General features: G+C 52.8%; 18 protein-coding genes and 1 pseudogene. 15 read left to right on the top strand and 4 right to left on the bottom strand.

Going from position 1 to position 20824, the window contains the following annotated elements; genetic code table 11:
* Positions 1-20 precede the first annotated feature (20 nt).
* The 3 genes from OYW20_RS13025 (at position 21) to OYW20_RS13015 (ending at position 2273) form a co-directional block, all read left to right on the top strand.
* Positions 21-353, top strand: coding sequence for a DUF2523 family protein (locus OYW20_RS13025; protein ID WP_268796408.1), 333 nt, complete (start codon positions 21-23; stop codon positions 351-353).
* A 3-nt stretch (positions 354-356) separates the two neighbouring features.
* Positions 357-1271, top strand: a complete 915-nt coding sequence (locus OYW20_RS13020) for a zonular occludens toxin domain-containing protein (protein ID WP_268796407.1) — start codon at positions 357-359, stop codon at positions 1269-1271.
* Positions 1272-2015: 744 nt separating this feature from the next.
* Complete coding sequence (locus tag OYW20_RS13015) at positions 2016-2273, top strand: hypothetical protein (RefSeq protein WP_268796406.1); 258 nt, start codon at positions 2016-2018, stop codon at positions 2271-2273.
* Between the two features lie 463 nt (positions 2274-2736).
* On the opposite strand, the gene OYW20_RS13010 is transcribed toward OYW20_RS13015, so the two are convergent.
* Positions 2737-3099 (bottom strand): helix-turn-helix domain-containing protein, encoded by a 363-nt coding sequence (locus OYW20_RS13010; protein ID WP_268796405.1) that lies wholly within the window; start codon positions 3097-3099, stop codon positions 2737-2739.
* 128 nt (positions 3100-3227) lie between these two features.
* Between OYW20_RS13010 and OYW20_RS13005 the strand changes: the two genes are divergently transcribed.
* The 11 genes from OYW20_RS13005 to OYW20_RS12955 all read left to right on the top strand — a co-directional run bounded on the left by OYW20_RS13005 (position 3228) and on the right by OYW20_RS12955 (position 17104).
* Complete coding sequence (locus OYW20_RS13005) at positions 3228-3602, top strand: hypothetical protein (RefSeq protein WP_268796404.1); 375 nt, start codon at positions 3228-3230, stop codon at positions 3600-3602.
* Between the two features lie 46 nt (positions 3603-3648).
* Positions 3649-4350, top strand: coding sequence for a phage/plasmid replication domain-containing protein (locus tag OYW20_RS13000; protein ID WP_268796403.1), 702 nt, complete (start codon positions 3649-3651; stop codon positions 4348-4350).
* Positions 4347-4577 carry a hypothetical protein gene (locus tag OYW20_RS12995; protein ID WP_268796402.1) on the top strand — a complete coding sequence of 77 codons (231 nt, stop codon included), beginning with the start codon at positions 4347-4349 and terminating at the stop codon, positions 4575-4577. Before OYW20_RS13000 ends, OYW20_RS12995 begins: the two co-directional genes overlap by 4 nt.
* Positions 4578-4842: 265 nt before the next feature.
* On the top strand, positions 4843-5187 hold the full coding sequence (locus OYW20_RS12990) for a hypothetical protein (protein WP_268796401.1): 345 nt from the start codon (positions 4843-4845) through the stop codon (positions 5185-5187).
* 460 nt (positions 5188-5647) lie between these two features.
* Positions 5648-5848, top strand: coding sequence for a hypothetical protein (locus tag OYW20_RS12985; protein ID WP_268796400.1), 201 nt, complete (start codon positions 5648-5650; stop codon positions 5846-5848).
* Between the two features lie 1660 nt (positions 5849-7508).
* Complete coding sequence (locus OYW20_RS12980; protein ID WP_268796399.1) at positions 7509-7859, top strand: DUF2523 family protein; 351 nt, start codon at positions 7509-7511, stop codon at positions 7857-7859.
* Positions 7860-7862: 3 nt separating this feature from the next.
* On the top strand, positions 7863-9185 hold the full coding sequence (locus OYW20_RS12975; protein WP_268796398.1) for a zonular occludens toxin domain-containing protein: 1323 nt from the start codon (positions 7863-7865) through the stop codon (positions 9183-9185).
* 354 nt (positions 9186-9539) lie between these two features.
* Complete coding sequence (locus OYW20_RS12970) at positions 9540-10742, top strand: M48 family metalloprotease (protein ID WP_268796397.1); 1203 nt, start codon at positions 9540-9542, stop codon at positions 10740-10742.
* Positions 10730-16231 (top strand): WGR domain-containing protein, encoded by a 5502-nt coding sequence (locus tag OYW20_RS12965; RefSeq protein ID WP_268796396.1) that lies wholly within the window; start codon positions 10730-10732, stop codon positions 16229-16231. The genes OYW20_RS12970 and OYW20_RS12965 overlap by 13 nt, the downstream gene beginning before the upstream one ends.
* 93 nt (positions 16232-16324) lie before the next feature.
* Positions 16325-16561: a hypothetical protein gene (locus tag OYW20_RS12960; protein WP_268796395.1), complete on the top strand. Its 237-nt coding sequence runs from the start codon at positions 16325-16327 to the stop codon at positions 16559-16561.
* A 327-nt stretch (positions 16562-16888) separates the two neighbouring features.
* On the top strand, positions 16889-17104 hold the full coding sequence (locus OYW20_RS12955; protein WP_268796394.1) for a hypothetical protein: 216 nt from the start codon (positions 16889-16891) through the stop codon (positions 17102-17104).
* Here OYW20_RS12955 and OYW20_RS12950 read toward each other — a convergent pair.
* Both OYW20_RS12950 and OYW20_RS12945 read right to left on the bottom strand, forming a co-directional pair.
* On the bottom strand, positions 17087-17416 hold the full coding sequence (locus OYW20_RS12950) for a hypothetical protein (RefSeq protein ID WP_268796393.1): 330 nt from the start codon (positions 17414-17416) through the stop codon (positions 17087-17089). The genes OYW20_RS12955 and OYW20_RS12950 overlap by 18 nt on opposite strands.
* A 163-nt stretch (positions 17417-17579) precedes the next feature.
* Positions 17580-17912 (bottom strand): hypothetical protein, encoded by a 333-nt coding sequence (locus OYW20_RS12945; RefSeq protein ID WP_268796392.1) that lies wholly within the window; start codon positions 17910-17912, stop codon positions 17580-17582.
* A gap of 588 nt (positions 17913-18500) precedes the next feature.
* On the opposite strand from OYW20_RS12945, the pseudogene OYW20_RS12940 reads away from it, so the two are divergent.
* Positions 18501-18865 (top strand): annotated as a pseudogene (locus OYW20_RS12940) (hypothetical protein).
* A 350-nt stretch (positions 18866-19215) separates the two neighbouring features.
* On the opposite strand, the gene OYW20_RS12935 reads toward OYW20_RS12940, so the two are convergent.
* Complete coding sequence (locus OYW20_RS12935) at positions 19216-20148, bottom strand: Gfo/Idh/MocA family protein (RefSeq protein WP_268796391.1); 933 nt, start codon at positions 20146-20148, stop codon at positions 19216-19218.
* Positions 20149-20824 lie beyond the last annotated feature (676 nt).

Raw genomic sequence — 20824 nt, 5'->3', positions numbered from 1 at the left:
AAAATGGACGCAATTATTTCTTGGCTTGGCAGCACAACCCACTTCTTTCAGGCTCAGTGGGATTTTATGGATTCTGGTATCTACGACTTTATAAAGTCCCTTATGGTTGTTCTCACAAAGGCCTCAATCTGGAGTGCCATTCAGCTCAAATCATGATGATCGACGTTGCTTACGAAGTCGTTCAGGAGGTCATTACAGACAGTGGAGCAGCCCAACTTGTCAGTTCGGCTTGGGCATCCATCCCCGGTGATATACAGTCAACACTTTCGTTCTTCAAAATTCCACAGGGTTTAAGCCTCCTTTTTTCCGCCATTCCCACTCGCTGGGCGATGCGCTTTATTCCAGGAGCTTGACCCATGGCAATCAAAATTCACCATGGGCCTAACGGTTCCTACAAAACCTCAGGCGCTGTATGGGACGATGCCGTCCCAGCTGCTAAAGAAGGTCGTTTAATCATTACCAACGTTCGAGGTATGTCCCGTGACCGTTTCGAAGCTCTGTTTGATGATCTCCCTGATACTTTTGACGTTCTCTTTATCAGCCACGAATCAACAGAAGGCATGGAACGGATTAGAACTTGGTTTCAATGGGCTCCGCGAAACGCCTTTCTGATCTTCGACGAGGCTCAGGTTATTTTCCCCAGCAAGTGGACCAGCAAGGAAGTTGAACGTTTCAACTATCCCGGTGGCCCTGACAAAGCCAAACTTGATGACAAGCCCACTGATTGGCTTTCTGCTTGGACCATGCACCGCCATTTCAACTGGGACGTGATCCTCACGATGCCCAATATCAAATATTTGCACACCGACATCCGTAACACTTCTGAGGCCGCCTATCAGCATTCGAACTTGATGCTATTGGGCAAGTGGACCAAAAAGCTCGTCCAGAAAGACTACAAAGAGGCAATGCACAGTGCTCAGGAAAATAAGGCGCCTACTGATGGTTCTAACATTGTTCAACTTCGTAAAATCGATGTTCGTGTTTTCTCGCTCTACGACTCCACAGCAACCGGTCTACACCGAGACACCATGGCGGGCAAAAACGCCCTCGCGTCTCCGCGCGTATTGGTCCTCGCGGTGTGGCCGCACTTGTTATCGGGGGTGTTTTTTACGTTAACGACGGAAATCCTTTCCACAATCCGCTGGGTACTGTTGCAGCTAAAACCGGTGTACAACCTCCTCAAAATGTTCCTGTTAAAAGTCCTCAGCAGGCTATTAACCTTGATCCTGTTCACGTATCTGCTGAGCAAAATTTGCCGCCTGTTCCTTTGAGCAGTGATCCTTTTTCGGGTTTCGATATCGTTATTAAAGGCAGTGTCACCAACGTCGCTCGCGGCACCGTCACGCTGTTCCAGCTCAGTCAGAATGACCGTTCATTCATGCAAACATCCGATGATTTACAGCAGACTGGTTACGGCGTTATTCAGCGCGGACCGTGTGTAGCTGATTTGACCTTTCCCGGTGGCCACCGCACCGTTATCTGTTCCGGCGCAGCCAGTGGTGGCGGAGAGCGGCTCGGTTCAGAGCGAGCCGCCGCCACTGGCGGCGGTCCTTTTGCTTCCTCTGGGGTTCAAGCCCCAGGGTTTGGGAATGGAGCTAACTCACGCGGCGCTAATTACACCGTTGTGCCTGACAACAGCCGTACACCACGAACTCTGCTTTCTGGTGGTCCTCAATGACCTTGCTCATTTCTATCGTTGTTGTTTTCTGCCTTGTCAGATCCACGACAGCGGAAGCGTAAGCCACTGATGCTCAAGCAATTATCCAAGGGTTCGCATAATAGAACAGGCGTTATGGTACTTGCTGCCAACGGCTAGAATCGGGCATCGGGACAATTGCGAAGCCCCCGGTGCCCGATTTATCCATAGCGTCCATTATGCGAAGCTGGTACCAATAACGTGTTCCAGGATCTGCTGCAGCTTGACATTTTGGTACCATAAGGCTTGATCTATCGATAAGTTTTGGTACCATAACCTCCGCCGGCACTTCGACCTGGTCAGACATATAGGTACCAAAATGTTAGTGAAGATACTCGATGCAGATCCCGATTTCGTTGAAACCCTCAAACGCCTGACAGGAACAACGACCGGTTCCAAGGCTTACGCCTATGCTGCTGATCGACATCAAACCCTGACCAGCATCATTGATGATTTGCGCATCCAGAATGACCGGCTCAAATCAGATCTGATCAGGTCGCGTTCTATAATCGAGGCCGCTCGATCAGCCGCGGCTCAGCTCCTGGACAAAACATCTCAGGCCGATCTACTTGATTGATTTGGTACCACTGCCTTTCCCGATCGGCGACCTCGAGGCGATTACCAGGTTAACTTTTGGTACTAAACCTAAGGTCCGCCGCCACGCTCTTCACTGATTACCTGCTTTACCGCAACGGACCAATCCCGCCAGTCGCTTCGGTGGTTGGTCCCGAAGGCAATTTCCCTGAGGCTGCGCTTTTACTGCGGTACTCCGAATATCACTTTGACCTGGTGCATGTAGATCTGCCAGGCAATGAACGCAAACACAGCCTGTATCGCTGCCAGCCCCAATCCTCCCAATATGATGCCTATTGCTATTTCGTGCGCTAGGCGCCGCTCTGGGGCTCTTCTGTTGCTTACCCGCGGTTCATCCTCGTCGCGTTCTGCGCGCATTTTTCTGTCCTTGATTTTTGGGATTTTGGAGCCGAGCGGGGTGGGGGTGCTGTAACACCCCCACTTTCGTATGGAATCGCATACTTTTTCTACTTTAACGTCTCCTGCTCGAAGCTTTGTAGAACACCTCTCAGCACAATCCTTGCCATCGATTTCATCTCATCTGGCAGCAGGTCGAACCTGTTGAAAAGCGCCCTTAAATCCTCTGACACGTGCCTTTCTGACTCTTCCATTACCAGCTGATCAGCCGAAATTCCCAGCGCCCTAGCAAGGGCTCCGATCCGGTCCCCTGGTGGTGGCTGTGATCCGCTCTCGTATTTTTTGTAGGTCGATATCGGAATCCCTGCGCTCACCGCTACTTGCGCCTGAGTCAATCCCTTGTCTTCTCTGGCTTTGCTGAGATTTTCACCGATGTTCATCGTTTCGCCGCTCTGATGTGCCTCTTCGTCCACAGATGCTATTTCCTGTATGAATAACCATAGATCGGATTTGGAACCAGTAGGGACCGTATTAGGGTTGACGGGTTCCGCTCATATCCTATACCTTTGCGTCTCGGATGTGGGTCTTGACAGGATTCTAGATGTTTTACGATTGGATAAAGGCATTTCAGGACTATGACTACGACCTTCCAAAGGTCGGCGATGTCATCACCCGTCGATTTGACGTCGACACTGAAGAGTTGCTTTCGACAAGCGTCCCAGCGTTTTTCGCTGAGGGTAGCTATTCGACCACCTTTCGTATTCATGTCTGTGGCCGTCGCATTACCGTTGACGGTAACCCCTCCCGACTTAACAGGCTGGATAACGTTTTCGGTATTCCCAATTTGGATGGCTGCATGCGTGTCATCAATTCGCTGCTTGCTGAGTACGGTCTTCCTCCTATGACCAAATGCAAAACTGTTAAACGTTTGCAGGACGGCGCTTGTTTGTTGATGGAGCGTTTTTCAGCGCCTTGACCTCACTTCAAACTTTTATGTGGGGCAGGGCAATGAACGTGCTTACTTGCGGGGCATTTCTTCTCAGCGCTTTCGTAATTCCATTGGTTATCTCTACCCTGATGGGAACACCACTGTTTGGACTCCGAAAGGCGGCGAGAAGGCTGGTCGTCTCGTTTATCCGGGTAATTACGCCAAGGCTGCTGAGCTTGAGGCTCACTTGCTCCCCCGTGTTAAACGTACTTTCGGCGAAGACTCCGAAGAATTTCTGTATGTACGTGAGCTTCGCGATTGGTGCAGAAGTGTTGGTATGGTCCGCTCTGAAATTAAGTGCCGCTCTGAGTTCTTAAAGCGAGAAAGTCTCCAGTTTTGGGGGCTATTTGACGAAGATAAATTGCTGGAAATCCACAGGGGTTTTCTTATGATTGGCGAAAAGTGCGAAATAAATAACTTTGATCTGCTCACTGTTGCAGATGAATTACTTTCAAAAAACGTAGTTGATACTCGTAAAGCTGCCATGACCACAGCAGGGTATGCCCACCTTTGGCAGTCTGGCCAGACCTTCAACTTTGACACCTCTGCCGTCAAGACGCATCGTGCCCGCCTGCGTCTCATTGGTATTGATATCAAGCTGCCGTTTGACTGCACACGTCACGGTATTGTGTTCATTCGTAATGTTCGCGAAGTTGAGCGCAAGTTTGACACCAGCATTCCTGCGTTCTACCGGCATGCTGTTATCCCTCGGCACTTGCACTTGGTGGCAGCATGAAGCGCGTCAGCTTCCAGGGTAAAACCCTTTCTGCCGCCCAGCGCCGTCAGCTTGATCTTCAAGCACGTATGCGCGCTATTTCCACTTCTCCTTTTCAAACTGAGGTTCAACAAGCGTTGGCCGTTCTTCATGATCGGAAAGAGCAGGGCATTAAGCCTGATAAGCAGCATTTCCTTGTTTCCTCTGAGCGCGGCACTATTTCCGTTGCAGAATGGATGGGTTTCTAATGGATAAGAGCGATTATCAGAAACTCCGTTTCGCTGTTGAATGCCATATTGCTGGTCTTATATCTGATCCCGCTGTCGCTTCTGCTCTCTGTAATGAGCTCATGCGCCAATTTGTTACAGCTATATCCGCTTCTGTTGTTAAACAGGCTGCGGCCAAACGAGCTTTCGTTACTTTCAGGCGTGATTTCACAACCACTGTGCCCAGCTGGGCTTATCGTAAACCGGGCATAGATTCCCGACTTCCTCGATTGTAAGGAGTTATTATATGAAAATTGCGTACGGATTTATTCAGGACGTTCTTGATCGCGGCGATGGCGACAAGGCATATTCTATTATCGGTCTCGGCGTGACCAATAAAAACCGCAACGGCTTTGATGTTACTACCGTTATGGAGTTTCAAGTACGTGGCGAAGATTACAAAAAAGGCCTCCAGAATGTTTACCGCTCTTTGAAAGGCACGGAAGTTTATGTTCCTTTCAATGATGAGATTGACACCTACTATAAGGACAATCCGCGCATTCGTTATAACCTTCAAGGTCCGCCTGTTCGCCTTTCTGAGCAACGTCCTTTGCAGTCTACCCCTGCCGCTTCATCGTCGAAGGTCGGCTAATCATGTTATTCGCTGATCGCGTTCACTGTGACTTTTGTGGTTGTCGCATAGGGCAATTATTCAACACGTCCGCTCAATGTGATCAGCTTATTCATGAATTGTCTGTTCCACCACATTTTGCATTGTGCCCTGATTGTCTTGATGGGTCAGCTGTTGTTATAGAACTCTTGCCACAGCAGTTTACTGCTTTGGGAGCGTAATAAGTGTCTAGCCAATCGGTACTTGCTTGCAGTCAATTCACCACATCATCTGATGGGTCTATTTCCTGCACTCAGCAAACTTGGACAGAAACTTATGTTTTAAGCCCTGATGAACAAGCTCAACTTGAACTTGTTATCGGTGGTGGTTTTGATGCTGGAACTTTCACTCTGTTTTCAACGCAACTTTGGCGCTGTTTGCAATCGGTTTCGGCGTCGGAATAATTATTTCTCAAATCCGCAAAGCAAAAAGAGGCTAGACCATGAAAACTGCAATCCGTAATACCGTTGTTGGCACCGGTGCTGTAGCTGTTGCCCTGGCATCCGTCGTTTCGCTCGCCGCGATATCGATACCGCTGCTACTGCCGCAATCACTGCCGCACAATCGAGTGGAATCAGCGTTGGTGGTGCTGTTGTTGCCTGTGTGGCCGCTCTCTGCGTCGTCGGCATCGTTTTGTCCATGATCAAGAAAGTCTGATCATTCGTGATCTGGTCCGCGCTGGCTGCCGTCATCATGGCCAGCGCACTGGTTTCAGGTATCCGGTGCGCTGAATATCTCTAACTTCAGCCCCCGGAAACGGGGGTTTTTTTATGCGTCACTTTTTACTTTTTCTTCTTTTCTTATCCCCCTCAGCGTTTGCCGAGTGGTACTTTGTTGGGCCTTACACGGGTTCTAGATATTCATCCGCCCTTGAAGCCTGCACAACTGATGGCGCTATAGCAGGTCAGTCAGAGTCAATTAACGTCACACGTGCTTTTTCTCGTACATATAACTGTGGTAACGGCTGGTCCATAGCCGCTCAGGGCACTTGTGAAACCGCTAACATTAATCTTTCAACTGGTGCTTGCGAAATTATTGAGCCTCAAAAGGTTGGTGATAAGTGCAAGGATCAAACTGGCGCTAAAGACGGCATACTATGATCTTTTCCGCCAAGTCCAATTCATGTTTACTTGCAACTGATGCTGATGATGATGCTTCTTGCAAATGGCTTAGCCAGCTTGGCGGCTCTGCATCATCAGGAGGAACGGGCTTTCCTATACCATCAAGGGTTTTGGGACGCTGGCGTTCCTACAGCTCCTCCTACTTTTGCTCAACAAGGCCTCAACTGTGAGGTTTCTACTATTAGTACTAGCGAATGCGTAACTAACACCTTTGGCGAAGTAACATGCAATGTTATTGGCAAGCTTTCCGGCAATGCTACAAATACCACTCCAAACACCAAGGCCACTGACGCAGAGTGTCCTAATGGTGTATGTCCGCCTATTCAGCAGAACACACCGCAAACAACAACCCATGTGTTTACTCTGGCAGTTCAACTGAACAGAGTTGCACTTCCCAGCAAGAAACCCAGAAGACGGCAAACAGGACTGTGGCACTGTTAACGGCAAGACCACTTGCATCTATCAAAAGCCAAGTAGTAACGTTATAAAAATTGATACCAACGTTAAAACAACTACTGAAACAGATGGATCTAAAACATCTGTTAACGATAATGCTACTAAAGCCACTTGTACCGATGTTAAAAAGTGCACTTCCACCACTTCAAAGACTACTACTACAGCAAGACTAATGGTTCAGAGTCTCTACCTCAACTACTAGCACTTGTACCGGCACTTGTGGTGCAAACGGAACAGGACTTGAAAGCGTTCTTCTACTGGTACTGGTACAGGTAATGCAACCGGTGACGAAGGTGATGGCGACGGCGGTGATGCAGGCTCTCTCAAAGACCCACAGAACGGCAGTTTCGATCCACAAGTTGCCGAATGGGATGATAAATTAACCAAGGCAAAAACTGACTTAAAAGATTCACTTACTAAGATCAAATCCGCTTTCCAACCTATCGGCGATACAAGCTTGTCCGGTGGAGCAGGGGGCCTATATTGTCCGCCTCCGGTAACTGTCCTTAATCGCTCCATAGATTTCTGCTTAGATAGATATGCCGGTTCTCTCGGCTGGCTAGCTTCTGCCATTTTTGCCGTATTTGCCGTTATGGCACTTTTGATAATTTTTCTGTGAGGTTCAAATGGATTATTTGTCTGAAAATTTCCCTTTAATCTTTGTCGCTTTCATGGTCCCCAGCATTCTTATAATCTGCGCTTTATCCACTAGAGGTCATGATTAAAATGGACGCAATTATTTCTTGGCTTGGCAGCACAACCCACTTCTTTCAGGCTCAGTGGGATTTTATGGATTCTGGTATCTACGACTTTATAAAGTCCCTTATGGTTGTTCTCACAAAGGCCTCAATCTGGAGTGCCATTCAGCTCAAAATCATGATGATCGACGTTGCTTACGAAGTCGTTCAGGAGGTCATTACAGACAGTGGAGCAGCCCAACTTGTCAGTTCGGCTTGGGCATCCATCCCCGGTGATATACAGTCAACACTTTCGTTCTTCAAAATTCCACAGGGTTTAAGCCTCCTTTTTTCCGCCATTCCCACTCGCTGGGCGATGCGCTTTATTCCAGGAGCTTGACCCATGGCAATCAAAATTCACCATGGGCCTAACGGTTCCTACAAAACCTCAGGCGCTGTATGGGACGATGCCGTCCCAGCTGCTAAAGAAGGTCGTTTAATCATTACCAACGTTCGAGGTATGTCCCGTGACCGTTTCGAAGCTCTGTTTGATGATCTCCCTGATACTTTTGACGTTCTCTTTATCAGCCACGAATCAACAGAAGGCATGGAACGGATTAGAACTTGGTTTCAATGGGCTCCGCGAAACGCCTTTCTGATCTTCGACGAGGCTCAGGTTATTTTCCCCAGCAAGTGGACCAGCAAGGAAGTTGAACGTTTCAACTATCCCGGTGGCCCTGACAAAGCCAAACTTGATGACAAGCCCACTGATTGGCTTTCTGCTTGGACCATGCACCGCCATTTCAACTGGGACGTGATCCTCACGATGCCCAATATCAAATATTTGCACACCGACATCCGTAACACTTCTGAGGCCGCCTATCAGCATTCGAACTTGATGCTATTGGGCAAGTGGACCAAAAAGCTCGTCCAGAAAGACTACAAAGAGGCAATGCACAGTGCTCAGGAAAATAAGGCGCCTACTGATGGTTCTAACATTGTTCAACTTCGTAAAATCGATGTTCGTGTTTTCTCGCTCTACGACTCCACAGCAACCGGTCTACACCGAGACACCATGGCGGGCAAAAACGCCCTCGCGTCTCCGCGCGTATTGGTCCTCGGCGGTGTGGCCGCACTTGTTATCGGGGGTGTTTTTTACGTTAACGACGGAAATCCTTTCCACAATCCGCTGGGTACTGTTGCAGCTAAAACCGGTGTACAACCTCCTCAAAATGTTCCTGTTAAAAGTCCTCAGCAGGCTATTAACCTTGATCCTGTTCACGTATCTGCTGAGCAAAATTTGCCGCCTGTTCCTTTGAGCAGTGATCCTTTTTCGGGTTTCGATATCGTTATTAAAGGCAGTGTCACCAACGTCGCTCGCGGCACCGTCACGCTGTTCCAGCTCAGTCAGAATGACCGTTCATTCATGCAAACATCCGATGATTTACAGCAGACTGGTTACGGCGTTATTCAGCGCGGACCGTGTGTAGCTGATTTGACCTTTCCCGGTGGCCACCGCACCGTTATCTGTTCCGGCGCAGCCAGTGGTGGCGGAGAGCGGCTCGGTTCAGAGCGAGCCGCCGCCACTGGCGGCGGTCCTTTTGCTTCCTCTGGGGTTCAAGCCCCAGGGTTTGGGAATGGAGCTAACTCACGCGGCGCTAATTACACCGTTGTGCCTGACAACAGCCGTACACCACGAACTCTGCTTTCTGGTGGTCCTCAATGACCTTGCTCATTTCTATCGTTGTTGTTTTCTGCCTTGTCAGATCCACGACAGCGGAAGCGTAAGCCACTGATGCTCAAGCAATTATCCAAGGGTTCGCATAATGTATATTATGTTAAATTATGTTTCAGGCTGGCGGATTCTAGATGGGTGCTTGTGGCCAATAACAGTACCCGGAACTAAACATCAAAACTTCTGAGAACTAAAACGGAAACATGCACTTTCACAAGTATTTTCCCCTCCCCATAGGTATGCTCCGCGTTTATTACCGATCAGTGATACCGGGATGCCAAACCACGTCTCTGCTGCATAACCGCAGTATCTGGAGCCGTATCCTCTCAAGGACGCTTGAACACGATGAATACCCCCGCGCTGGACATCAGCAGCCTGACGCCACTGCCTTACCACCAGCGTGTGGTCGACTACCTGAAAGCCCATGAACCTGTTGTGTGGGATTGGGCCTCGTCCTTGGGCGTTCAGCAGGAGCATGCCCAGGATGTACGCGCGCAATTGCTGCGTGACACCTATCGCCTGAGCCCCGAGACCCATCCGCAGGCCTATCAAGCCTCTGAAAAGGCGTTACAGTGCTTGCAGATCAAGGCACCCGCAACCCTTTATCAGGCTGGCGACGGTGCGATGAATGCAAGCCTGTATTACCTGGCCGGTGAAGTGCATGTGGTGTTCTACGGACCGATTCTTGAGCGTCTGGACGCCCAGGAACTGCTGGCATTGCTCGGGCACGAGCTCGCTCATTACCGACTGTGGTCGGAGCACGGTGGCGACTTTCTCACCGCCGAGCGGATTCTCAATCACGCCATGGCCGACGTGAATACGCCGCCCAGCCTGGAACAGACTGCACGTCTATATAGCCTGCACACTGAGATCTATGCCGACCGCGGCGCGGCACTGGTGGCCAACGGGTCGGAGGCGTCGATTACCTCGCTGGTCAAGATTCATACCGGGATTGTGAGCGTCGATGCGGCCAGTTACTTGAAGCAGGCCCGCGAGCTGGATGGCAAGGATGCGCAGCTGTCCCAGGGCGTCTCCCATCCGGAGACGTTTTTGCGCTCCCAGGCGGTGGACAACTGGTGGCAGCAACTCCCGGAGACGGATAGCTGGCTGGATCGCCGGTTGCGCGGGCCCTTGTCACTCAATCGCTTGGATGTGACCGACCAGGTCGAGTTGACCGCCCTCACCCGCGGCTTTATGGCCCATTTCATCGGCACGCCCGTGTTGCAATCGGAGGTTGTGCTCAATCAGGTACGCGTTTTTTTCCCGGACTGGAAAGACAACGAAACGCCACTCGACCTGACGACGTTGAATGCCGAGCGCATCGACACCAGCATCCATGAATACCTGCACTTCATCATGCTCGACCTGAGCCTGGTGGACCGCGACCTGCGGGATGAAGCCCTGCTGCACGCCGCGCGCACCGCCAGGAAACTCGGAAGCGCAGATGACTTTATCAACGTGCTCAAGCGCGATATCAAATTACCAAAACGTGAGCTCGACCCTATCGTTCGTACGCTCAAAGCGGAGGTCGACACATGGACTCAGTAATCCAACCCGTCACATTCACTCAATTACTGAATAGCCACGATGGCGCTGCCGTGCCCATCGACGATGTGTTGTTCCTGGCGCTACCGCTGCTACGCCAAGTGGCGCAACTGCATGAACTGGGACGTGTCGCCCAGCTCAGTTATCTCGATGTGATGCAAGGGCAGGAACGCACGCTGCAACTGCGCAATCCCGAGGGTGTCCCTCCGCGACTGTCGCTGGAAGCGATCAAGCAGGTGCAGCCCAATCCGGAATCGGCGCTTAACGTCGTCGGCAAAGTCCGCCTGATTCGGGATTCGGAAAGTGGCGTGGCCATTACCGACCTGCAAGTCCAGGAAGATCTGCATCAAACCATCGACCACCCGGTGTTTCTCCCGGACCTGCACAGTTGGGAGCATCGCCTCGGGCACCACGATGAGATCACCGACATATTCCAGCTCGGCCAGTTGCTGGCGTGCCTGGCGTGCGGGCTGGATTTCGCCGATATCAATGACCTCAAGACATTTGCCCGGCACCGTCGCAATCTGTTTCAGCTCAATGGCCGGCTCAACCCGGTGCTGGCCAACCTGATCGTCGAGATGACTGAGCTCAACCGCCATGAGCGCGCCACTGATGTGGGCTCGCTGGCACGCCGCTTGGAGTCCTGGCGCGAACAGCCGGCCAGCCTGGATGTCGAGCGCGTGTTAGCCCAGGCCGAAGGCCCGGCTTCGCGGCGCACTGTGGTGCTGGAACATCTGCGCAACCGGTTGTTTGACCTTTCGCGTCGCAATCGCCTGCTGTATTTCCGGCCGACCCAGGCCAACGTCAACCTGACCGTGGCCAGCGTTCCGTTGGTGATGCGCATTGAAAGTATCCGGCCCGAAGCGCTGTGCACCTGGCAGCCAACCTTCGGCGGATTCTCCGAACAAGTGCTGAGCGGTAAACCTGTCGGCCTGCAGCAATGGCTGCGGTTCGAAGACCAGACCTGGCTGCAGGCGTCGCTGGAGCGCATCATCCAGGAAACCCGCCGCGACCGCGCCGAATTCGGCTTCAGTAACCTTCGCCTGGTGGTGGCGTTCATGCGCTGGCACAACCTCAAGGACACCCCGGAAGAACGCATCGTCACCCCGCTGCTGTGGTTGCCGGTAGAATTGAGTCGCAAAAAAGGGGTACGTGACCAGTTCGTGTTGCAGTGCGACGAAACCGAGGCCGAATTCAACCCGGTACTGCGTCATCAATTGCGTCAGCTCTACGACATCCAGTTGCCGGAAACCGTCGACCTGCAAAAGACTTCGCTGGAAGACATCCACGCCGATATTGCGCGCCAGATCAAACTGACCGAGCCCGGCGTCGAGTTACGCCTGCAAAGCAAACCGCAAATCGAACTGATCCACCAAAAAGCCGTGCAGCATCTGCACCACTTCCAGCGCCGTCGTGCCCGGCAGCGCATGTCGACGCCTTTGGTGAAGCCGGATTTCAGCTACGACCGCGAAGATTTCCGTCCGCTGGGCCTGCAGTTGTTCCAGCAGAAGGTGCTCCCCAGCGAGTTGCCGCTGCGCCTGGCCGTAGGCGCCAACCCCGTTCTGCGCAACCAACACCCTCAGATGGTTGCCAGCAGCGCCGAAAACAGCACCTTCGTCCTGCCCGAGAACCAGGGCCATCGCTACGCCTGGGACATCGACCTGACCCAGGTTACCCTGGCCAACTTCAATTATCGCAAGATGTCGCTGGTGCGTGACTATGCGCAGTTGATCGACGAACCGGCGCAGAACGAAGCGTTTGACCGGATGTTCTCCATCGAGCCTCGGGATGTCGAGGTCCAGGCCCCCGCCCCGACCCCGTTGCCCGAACAGTGGAACGTGGTGGCGGGCGACGCCACGCAGAATGCTGCCGTCAGCCTGGCCCGTACCGGGCGTAACTTCATCATTCAAGGACCGCCAGGCACGGGCAAATCCCAGACCATCACTAACCTGATCGCGGATTACGCCGGTCGCGGCCTGCGAGTGCTGTTTGTCTGTGAAAAACGTGCAGCGCTGGACGTGGTGTTCCATCGCCTGCAACAAAGTGAACTGGGTGAGTTGTGCTGCCTGATCCACGATTCCCAGACCGACAAGAAGGCCTTCGTGGGCAACCTGCGCGAGTGCTATGAGCGCTGGATCGCCGGTGATGCGCAGTCGTCTCAGTTGCAAGCCCGGCGCGACACCTTACTGGCTGGCCTGAGCCAACAGCTGGGTTTGATAGAGCGTTTTGAACAGGCAATGCGTGGGGTGCCGGAGTCCTTGGCATGCTCGGCACGCGAGTTGGTACGTCATCTTATCGAACTGCCGCCCGTTGCTGCCAAGCTGCCCCCCGAAGCCTTGGAACGTTTACCCGAATGGCGTCATTGGCAGGCACAAAGCGAGCTGACCGGTCGGGTGTATCAGGCGATCAAAGAACGTTTCGGCCTCGACAGCTTCGCACGTCATCCCTTCAGCCATTTGGCCTCAAGCCTGATTGCCCACGAACATGCGTACGGCCAACTCAAGGCGTTCCTGGATGAAGCCAGTGGGCTGATGGACAACGTCGAGCAATTCCTGGAGTCATCGTTTAGCCTGTTGTCCGGGGACACTCGCCTGGCGGATGCGTGCATGCTGACCCAAGCCGCCGAACAATTGACCAGCGCCAACCTGGCAGCGCACCTCGACCTGCTGGAACCGGGCTCATCAGGCGCCCAAGCGCTGCACGCCGAGCAGGCGGCGTTGCAAGCACTGGCCGTACAGCAACATAACGCCCGTGAATCCACCCACCACTGGCGTGAAAAACTCGCGCCCCAGGACACCCAGGCTGCCATCGATCTGGTACAGCGGCTGGAAGGCTCGCTGCTGCGTTGGCTGCAACCCGCCTGGTGGAGGCTGCGCGGTGAATTGCAACGACGCTACGACTTCAGTCAGCACGCGATTCGACCCGGTTTCCGGAGCGTGCTAGACAACCTGGCCGGTGAGCATCGCGCCACTGCCGAGCTGCACGCCGAGCAGCAACGCTTGCAAGACCGTTATGGCATCCCGGATATCGCCCTGTTCGTGCACAACCTGCAAGCCTTGCTCCAGCAACTGAGCGCATCACCGCTGTTGCGCCAATGGGTTGAGGGCCTGCGGGGTAATCCGGACGCCCTGCCCGGTGTACGCCAGGAAGCCAGCCTGCGCCAGCCGGTGGCGCGATTGACCGAGCTGGTCGCGCAACATTGTGTGTTCGACCCGGCGCTGAGCCTGGGCGAGTTGGCCGAGTATCTGCGCGATCTGCGTGAAGAACTCGACGAACTGCCCGACACCCTGCCCCTGCTCAATGAGCTGCACCAAGCCGATCCTGTCTGCCTGGCGGTTGTGCAACAGTACGCCTTGGCGCAACGTGCACTGGACGGTTTGATTGCCCAGGAAAACCTGACCCGCCTGTACCGCGCCAATCCGCAACTGGCGCGCTTCGACGGCCCGGCCTTGAGTTTGGCCGCGCGCAAGGTCAGTCAGGCTGAATGCAACCTGCTCAAAAGCAATGCCCACGTGCTTAGCGCCACGTTGCACCAGCGCTTTCTGGAGCATGTGAAGCAATCGGCGATGTCGGTGACCCAACTCGACGCCCAGGCCCGTGAATTCAAGAAAGCCTACGCCAAAGGCCGCCGTGAACTGGAACATGAGCTGGGCAAGACCATGCGCTATCGCTCCATTCGCGAAATGGCGAGTGGCGACAGTGGCCGCGTGATCAACGACCTCAAGCCCATCTGGTTGATGAGCCCGCTGTCGGTGTCCGACACCCTGCCGTTGATACCGGACCTGTTTGACGTGGTGATTTTCGACGAAGCCAGTCAGATCCCCAGCGAAGAAGCCGTGCCTGCACTGAGCCGTGCGCAGCAGGTGATTGTGGTCGGTGATGAGATGCAATTGCCACCGACTAACTTCTTCTCCAGTGCCGGCGACCAGGACCATAACGAACTGATTGCCATGGAGGATGGCGAACAGATCGCAATCAACCTTGATGCCGACAGCCTGCTGAGCCAAGCCGCGCGAAACTTGCCTGCAACCCTCCTGGCCTGGCACTACCGCAGTCGCCACGAAGCCTTGATCAGTTTTTCCAACGCGGCGTTCTACGAAGGGCGGCTGATCACCGTTCCCGACCGTCGTATCGAGCGCCCTGCCCCGCCCGAAACCGCACTGGACTCCACCGACGCCCAGGCAGTCATCCGGGGCGCCGACACGCTGCTCGACAGCCCGATCAGCTTCTTGAAGATGAGCGACGGTGTCTACCTCAGCCGCAGCAACCTGGCCGAAGCGCGGTATATCGCCAACCTGGTAAGGGAGCTGCTGCAACGGGAGACTGGTCTGAGCCTGGGTATCGTGGCCTTTTCCGAGGCCCAGCAAGGCGCCATCGAGCAGGCCCTGGAAGACTTGGCGAGCGGCGACTCGGCCTTTGCCACACGGCTTGAGCGCGAGTACGTGCGTGAAGATGCCGGGCAATTCAATGGCCTGTTCGTCAAGAACCTGGAGAACGTCCAGGGGGATGAGCGTGATGTGATCATCTTGAGCATCTGCTACGCGCCAGGACCGAACGGCAAGATGCTGATGAACTTCGGCCCGATCAACCAGCGTGGTGGGGAAAAACGCCTTAATGTGATCTTCAGTCGTGCCCGCAAGCGCATGGCGATTGTCTCCAGCATTGAGTCCGAAGCCATCACCAACACCCACAACGATGGTGCCGCCGCACTGCGTGCATTCCTGCAGTTCGCACAGGCCAGTGCCAGCGGGGATACGCCGCGCTCCCAGGGCATACTCGCCAACCTCAATCCAGGCGCCAAGCAGTCCTTTGCCGTCAGCCTGCCCAAGGACCACCTGCGCGGCGCCCTCGCTGCCGCGTTGCGCAAACGCGGGCATTCGGTTCAGGAGTATGTCGGACGTTCGCAGTTCCGGTGCGACCTCGCGATCAGTGACGCCAGTGGTGAACACTTCAACCTCGGCGTACTGCTGGACGGTGATACGGCGGCCGCCGTTGACGTACGTGAGCGCTACATTTTCCGCCCGACGGTACTGCGCAGCTTCGGTTGGAAGATCATCGACGTACTCAGTAATGACTGGCTGCGCGACCAAGAAGAGGTGCTCAATCGCATCGAAGCGTTACTAAGGGGCGAGGAAGCCGCTGCACTTCCAGAACCGGAACAGCCCGAGGAAACCATCGAGATCCAAGCCCAGCCGCCAGTCACCACTGAAGCGACACCCTTGATGCGCGAGTTCACCTTTGGTGAAGGCAATTCCAACAAGTTCTGGCGTATCGGCGTCACCGAGGCTGAGGTGGTGGTGAATTTCGGCCGTATCGGCACCAGGGGCCAGACCCTGATCAAGTCCCTCGACAGTCCCGAACGCGCTTTGCGTGAAGCGGAAAAGCTGATCGCGGAGAAACTGCGCAAAGGGTATCAAGAGCAGGCGGGTTCAATCACCCCGATCTGTCAGGGAGAGCGACCTGTATGTTCAACAAATCCGCTTCAAACCTGACGAGCTGTAAATCTTGGGATCTCTCAAAAAATCTGAATCATTTCCCCATAAGCCACTCTCTCTTTTAATTGCTAAGAGATTAGAGGAGACGTCTTGAATTATCTGGATTTTGTTCAATGGCCTGCCATGGTTGTGACAGTGATCGCGGCGTGGCTGATTGGATCTCAGCGCCCAGCGAGAAGAATGACGGGATTCTTCTGTTTCATATTAAGTAATATTTTGTGGGTTATTTGGGGTGCATACGCTGAGGCCTACGCGCTGATCGTGTTGCAGATCTGCCTTTGCTCAATGAACCTGCGTGGGTTAAAAAAGAATTTTCAGAATCAATGATCGCAATTCATCCAGAGGCTTGGTAGTCGCGCTGATTCTTTCTGAAGCACCGAGCGCTCAAGGGGGTCGCCTGAAAATTCAAGTACACCCCATGCCTTGGCTTGCTGAGCTGAGCTGAGTAGATGACTTCGCCGGACGGATACGTTAGGACTGAAACACAGTGCGGTGTAACGCTCGGCGACAGTCCTGAGGACTGGTCTCGAATCGGCGTCTATCCCCATGATCAAGAGGCCTTGCCAGCGCAGCAAAAGAGGGCCGTGGCTATTGTGTAGTCGCACTCCCCTATTTGTCCTGGCCACATGATCAAACGTCTCAGGATCGACCTCCATGTCCAAGAAAACTGATAAAGCGCTTTCCAGATCCTCAACTGATTTGAGTCGACGACGTTTATCAGCTCGCTTGATCGGCCTGTATTTTATCCGTCTCATCCGAACAGTATTAGCAAGTGCTTGGCTAGGAAACATGAAGCAGGAAGCTGAAGGATTTTCACTTCAAGTGGCTGGTTCTCGTCCACGCCATCTGTTACTACAGCACCTCTTGTAAATAGCCCTTGATCACTCGCAAGGGGGCGTCCAGCGATTCCATTGTTCTAGCTGCGTAAAAACCGGCGGAAAGATCTTGAAGCTCACGTCCGAGCGGCTTGTCAGGGCCGCCCATCGCTTCAATCGCAACGAGCAGGCACTCATTGATCTTCTGCTGAATAGCGTCCACATCCCTCCTGGCTATCAACAGTTTGAAGACATCGCGATTGTAGTCACCCATGATTAGATCATCGCGCAAAATTGGACTTTCATCTTCCATCTCATAAGCGAGCTTATGACAAAAAAGAGCGACTGTTTCCAATTCCGACACCATAGATAATCCTTGCAAAATGCTCTTTTGCTTCTAGAAAACGCGTTCTCGTGGCCCCAACGCTCTCAACCGTCTTTGGTTTGTAGAAAGGGCTCATGGATCCGAGGTGTGATTTACGCACGCGTATACTCTCCAGACTCGGCACGTGCCTTATCGGAGCAGTCCGCTACATCGACATGACAGACAGCACTTCCACATACCGGAATTTCTTCCTGGCTGCCTTTGTAGCTTCTTGCTCAGCAAGGAGTGAGCTCAACGTGTCTGCCTCATAAATCAGCTCGTGCATTTTGCCTTCAAACTCATTACCGACACGCATGGTGACTCGCAACCTTGGCGTGAACGCTTTGGCGACAGTCTTTTTCTTTGTCGGTTTTACTGGGTCCGCCGTCACGACTTTCGGCAGGACAACTGACTCCGGCTGTGTAATGGGCTGCGCAGCAGGCTCGATTTCACCGAATAGCGCCCGGCGCATCTCGTCTTCTGTAAGCTCTGCGTTCATGCCGCCTCTCGTAAGTCTGGGATAAGTAACGTAGACCATTCTATCAGCATGCCTGGTCGCTCGCTAAACGAGTCGCTATCCTAGACCTGCTGATCATGTAGGTTGATTAATGATGGGCAGCAGCTCCGTAACCGTCCGGGTAAAGCAGCACACGCGGACGTTACAGTTCATTCCGAGTTTATTGCCAGCTACGCCAATCACAGCCCCAAGTTACGCTCTATTCTGTTGTCTTTCACAGCGCCCGAAGCCAGAGATGACGAGATAAGATGTTGCTGCAGAGCGCCGTAAATATGCTCTCGCAGGTGAGCCCTGATCGAAACGGAATTATCGCCGTATTTCGAGCGTGACAGCCCTGCCCCTGCATCGTCGCCTGGGTAATTGAATGTTCATTTTAAAATCGGATATGCCAGCCGCCAGGGTCGGGTTTGCGGAGAGCGCCGTAAGCGGGCAGTGAACACGTCTGCGTTTTATCGCCGTGAGTTGCAGGACCAGGAATAGGCAAGCAGACCTATCATCAGGCACGACAAAATGGCTTAAGATCATCGAAGACTGTAATGGAACATTTCGACTAAAAGGACGCGACATCTTGTGGAAATTCCCTTCGCTCAAATCAGGGCGCGTTTGAACAATCGCCGATTTACGGTAGCGGGTAACGCCCACGGGCGATCCGGTGCCGGCACAGTATTTCACTACCATGTCGAAGAAGATTCCATTTGGGGTACTCACCAAGGTGGCCGGATCCGCATGGGTCATCAAGTCGGACGCGTGACTGGCCCGATACCATTGAGCTTCTTTATCACTGCGTAACTACGGAGGGTGCGATTCTTGCTGGCTGGTCTCGTGGCACGGTAGGCGTTGATCACGCAGGACGTACCACTCTGATGTTCGTATGGGGCTGGTTGTCAGGCGCGACTGGAGGTGGGGAGTCTAGCTACGTTGAGCTTGCCGCTTAGCGGTTAAGCTTTTTGTAATAGAGACGCTTAATCCGCTACCCAGCACATCAGCAGCACGCGTTAGTCTGAATGGCGCTAGGGCTGTTACAGCTGATGCGATTTTGACCCAGGCTGCCGGAATTCGTTGACCTACCCAAATACTGAGCAAACTAAGTTCTTAGCGCGAAATTTCAAAGGCCGCATATAGTTCTGTCAAAATCAGCAACCTCGGTCAAAATCGTATCAGCGCCAACAAAATGAGTTTCGAAACTCCAAAATACAGATATTCAGCTGTGCAGTAGGAGCGCCAGCAACATTACTGTATTGCTTTTTTTTGGAAGTAACGAACATAAGTCGCCCCGCTGCACACGCTAGTAAAATGGCTCTGAAGACTCGATTGTGGCGATTGCATAAGCGTCAGAAACCAGTCTAAGGGGAGCACCGTCAACATCCGATTTGCGGGATTTCAGAAGACCCCAAAAGTGGCGATACATATCCTCATATTCTTCTGAGGAAGAACCGGCATGGACGAGATCGCCATTCACATGAAGATGCGTCCCTCCATTGCTTAGTAAGATCTCCAGGCCGTCTTTGGTTTCAATATGGATATCCCAAGAAGGCCTTCCCGGCTGGAGCCAATCAAATTCAGCGGTCCAATCCGTATCTGTTTCCCTGACAGACCCAAACGTTAAGAATGCAGCAATGGCTGTTTGCTTATTGGATGGCTTGAGAATTCGGGCTTCTTTGATAAAAATAGGGAAAGGCATAATTTCAGTAAGAATCGAAAATGCGTTAATTCCGGGGTCAAAAACTCCGAATCCTGCTGGCTCCCAAATCCATTCTTGTCCTGGATGCCAGAAGCGAACGTCCTCCTTCCAAGAGATATGTAAACGTTCTATCTCGGCACTACAAAGATATTTTTTTGCCTCAGCGACCGAAGCATTGTGTTTAGAGTGCCATGCTGCAAACAGGACACGACCGGTCTGTTCTGCCAGCGCAATGAGAGCCTCAAATTCACCTAATGTTGCTGTAGGTGGTCTCTCAAGAAGTATGTCATACCCGGCATTCAGTGAATCTCTCGCAATATCAAATCTAAATTTAGGAGGCATGCATAAAGTGACTGCATCAACTTCAATTTCACTTTTGGCAAGCTCCGCTATTGACTTGAATGCCGGAGTATCGTCGAATGTCGAGTTTGGGCTAACGACAGCTACAAGTTCAAAGTCTGATTGCTTATTTATGACTCTAAGGTGCTGATCAGTTGCGATTTTACCCAAGCCAACAACCGCTATTTTTATGCTCATTGTATTTCCCTATTCAGTCCCTTAGAACTTGCTATTATTGTGAGGGTAGCCATTAGCAGGGTGCAAAAGCCATTGCGTACGGTGTGGCCGCCTTAAGCAACTTGGTGCACCCTAGCATACAATATCGTTTTAGTGGTCACACCCATGCTGACCAAAACGGCTCGGGGCTGACGTAGCCGATGTTGCAGGCTGTCATTCGCAAGTGGCGCCTTCAGATTGTTGGCGCTGATACGATTTTGATCCAGATTGCTGATTTTGACCGACCTATTTTGCGGCCTTTGAAATTCCGCGCAAAGACTTGGTTCGCTGAGTATTTCCCCCGGTCCCGACGCGCTCAAAAACGTTTTTTACACAGCCTCGGACCGTAGCTGTCATTTTCCGGACCTTTGTAAGGCTTCAGCTAGCTGGCCATCAAACTACTCTGTGTCATCGCGCTGTTCTAAACTCAGGCGCCGTTTGGCTTCTATGACCATTCAGGGCACTGCGATTTGTTGACTAAGAAAGATCGCAACCATGAGATCTGAAAGCTCATGAATGGGTGCATACCAGTCATCTCGGCAACGCTGCATGAGAGTTGTTGGAGCTTCTCCTTCCCATGGACCAAGGAGGTTGGCGACTGTGGTCATTTCACTGCCGCTCCAACTCTGACCATAAACTACTGCGTCCAATGCCGGAC

The organism is Pseudomonas sp. BSw22131 (assembly GCF_026810445.1).
GTDB lineage: Bacteria > Pseudomonadota > Gammaproteobacteria > Pseudomonadales > Pseudomonadaceae > Aquipseudomonas > Aquipseudomonas huanghezhanensis.
This window is presented reverse-complemented; position numbering and strand designations above follow the sequence as displayed.

Excerpts from the sequence above, each read along its gene's own strand:
- OYW20_RS13020 (WP_268796407.1), top strand. The coding sequence starts at position 357 with ATGGCAATCAAAATTCACCATGGGCCTAACGGTTCCTACAAAACCTCA.
- OYW20_RS13015 (WP_268796406.1), top strand. The coding sequence starts at position 2,016 with ATGTTAGTGAAGATACTCGATGCAGATCCCGATTTCGTTGAAACCCTC.
- OYW20_RS13005 (WP_268796404.1), top strand. The coding sequence starts at position 3,228 with ATGTTTTACGATTGGATAAAGGCATTTCAGGACTATGACTACGACCTT.
- OYW20_RS12995 (WP_268796402.1), top strand. The coding sequence starts at position 4,347 with ATGAAGCGCGTCAGCTTCCAGGGTAAAACCCTTTCTGCCGCCCAGCGC.
- OYW20_RS12990 (WP_268796401.1), top strand. The coding sequence starts at position 4,843 with ATGAAAATTGCGTACGGATTTATTCAGGACGTTCTTGATCGCGGCGAT.
- OYW20_RS12985 (WP_268796400.1), top strand. The coding sequence starts at position 5,648 with ATGAAAACTGCAATCCGTAATACCGTTGTTGGCACCGGTGCTGTAGCT.
- OYW20_RS12980 (WP_268796399.1), top strand. The coding sequence starts at position 7,509 with ATGGACGCAATTATTTCTTGGCTTGGCAGCACAACCCACTTCTTTCAG.
- OYW20_RS12975 (WP_268796398.1), top strand. The coding sequence starts at position 7,863 with ATGGCAATCAAAATTCACCATGGGCCTAACGGTTCCTACAAAACCTCA.
- OYW20_RS12970 (WP_268796397.1), top strand. The coding sequence starts at position 9,540 with ATGAATACCCCCGCGCTGGACATCAGCAGCCTGACGCCACTGCCTTAC.
- OYW20_RS12965 (WP_268796396.1), top strand. The coding sequence starts at position 10,730 with ATGGACTCAGTAATCCAACCCGTCACATTCACTCAATTACTGAATAGC.
- OYW20_RS12955 (WP_268796394.1), top strand. The coding sequence starts at position 16,889 with ATGTCCAAGAAAACTGATAAAGCGCTTTCCAGATCCTCAACTGATTTG.
- OYW20_RS12950 (WP_268796393.1), bottom strand. The coding sequence starts at position 17,416 with ATGGTGTCGGAATTGGAAACAGTCGCTCTTTTTTGTCATAAGCTCGCT.
- OYW20_RS12945 (WP_268796392.1), bottom strand. The coding sequence starts at position 17,912 with ATGAACGCAGAGCTTACAGAAGACGAGATGCGCCGGGCGCTATTCGGT.
- OYW20_RS12935 (WP_268796391.1), bottom strand. The coding sequence starts at position 20,148 with ATGAGCATAAAAATAGCGGTTGTTGGCTTGGGTAAAATCGCAACTGAT.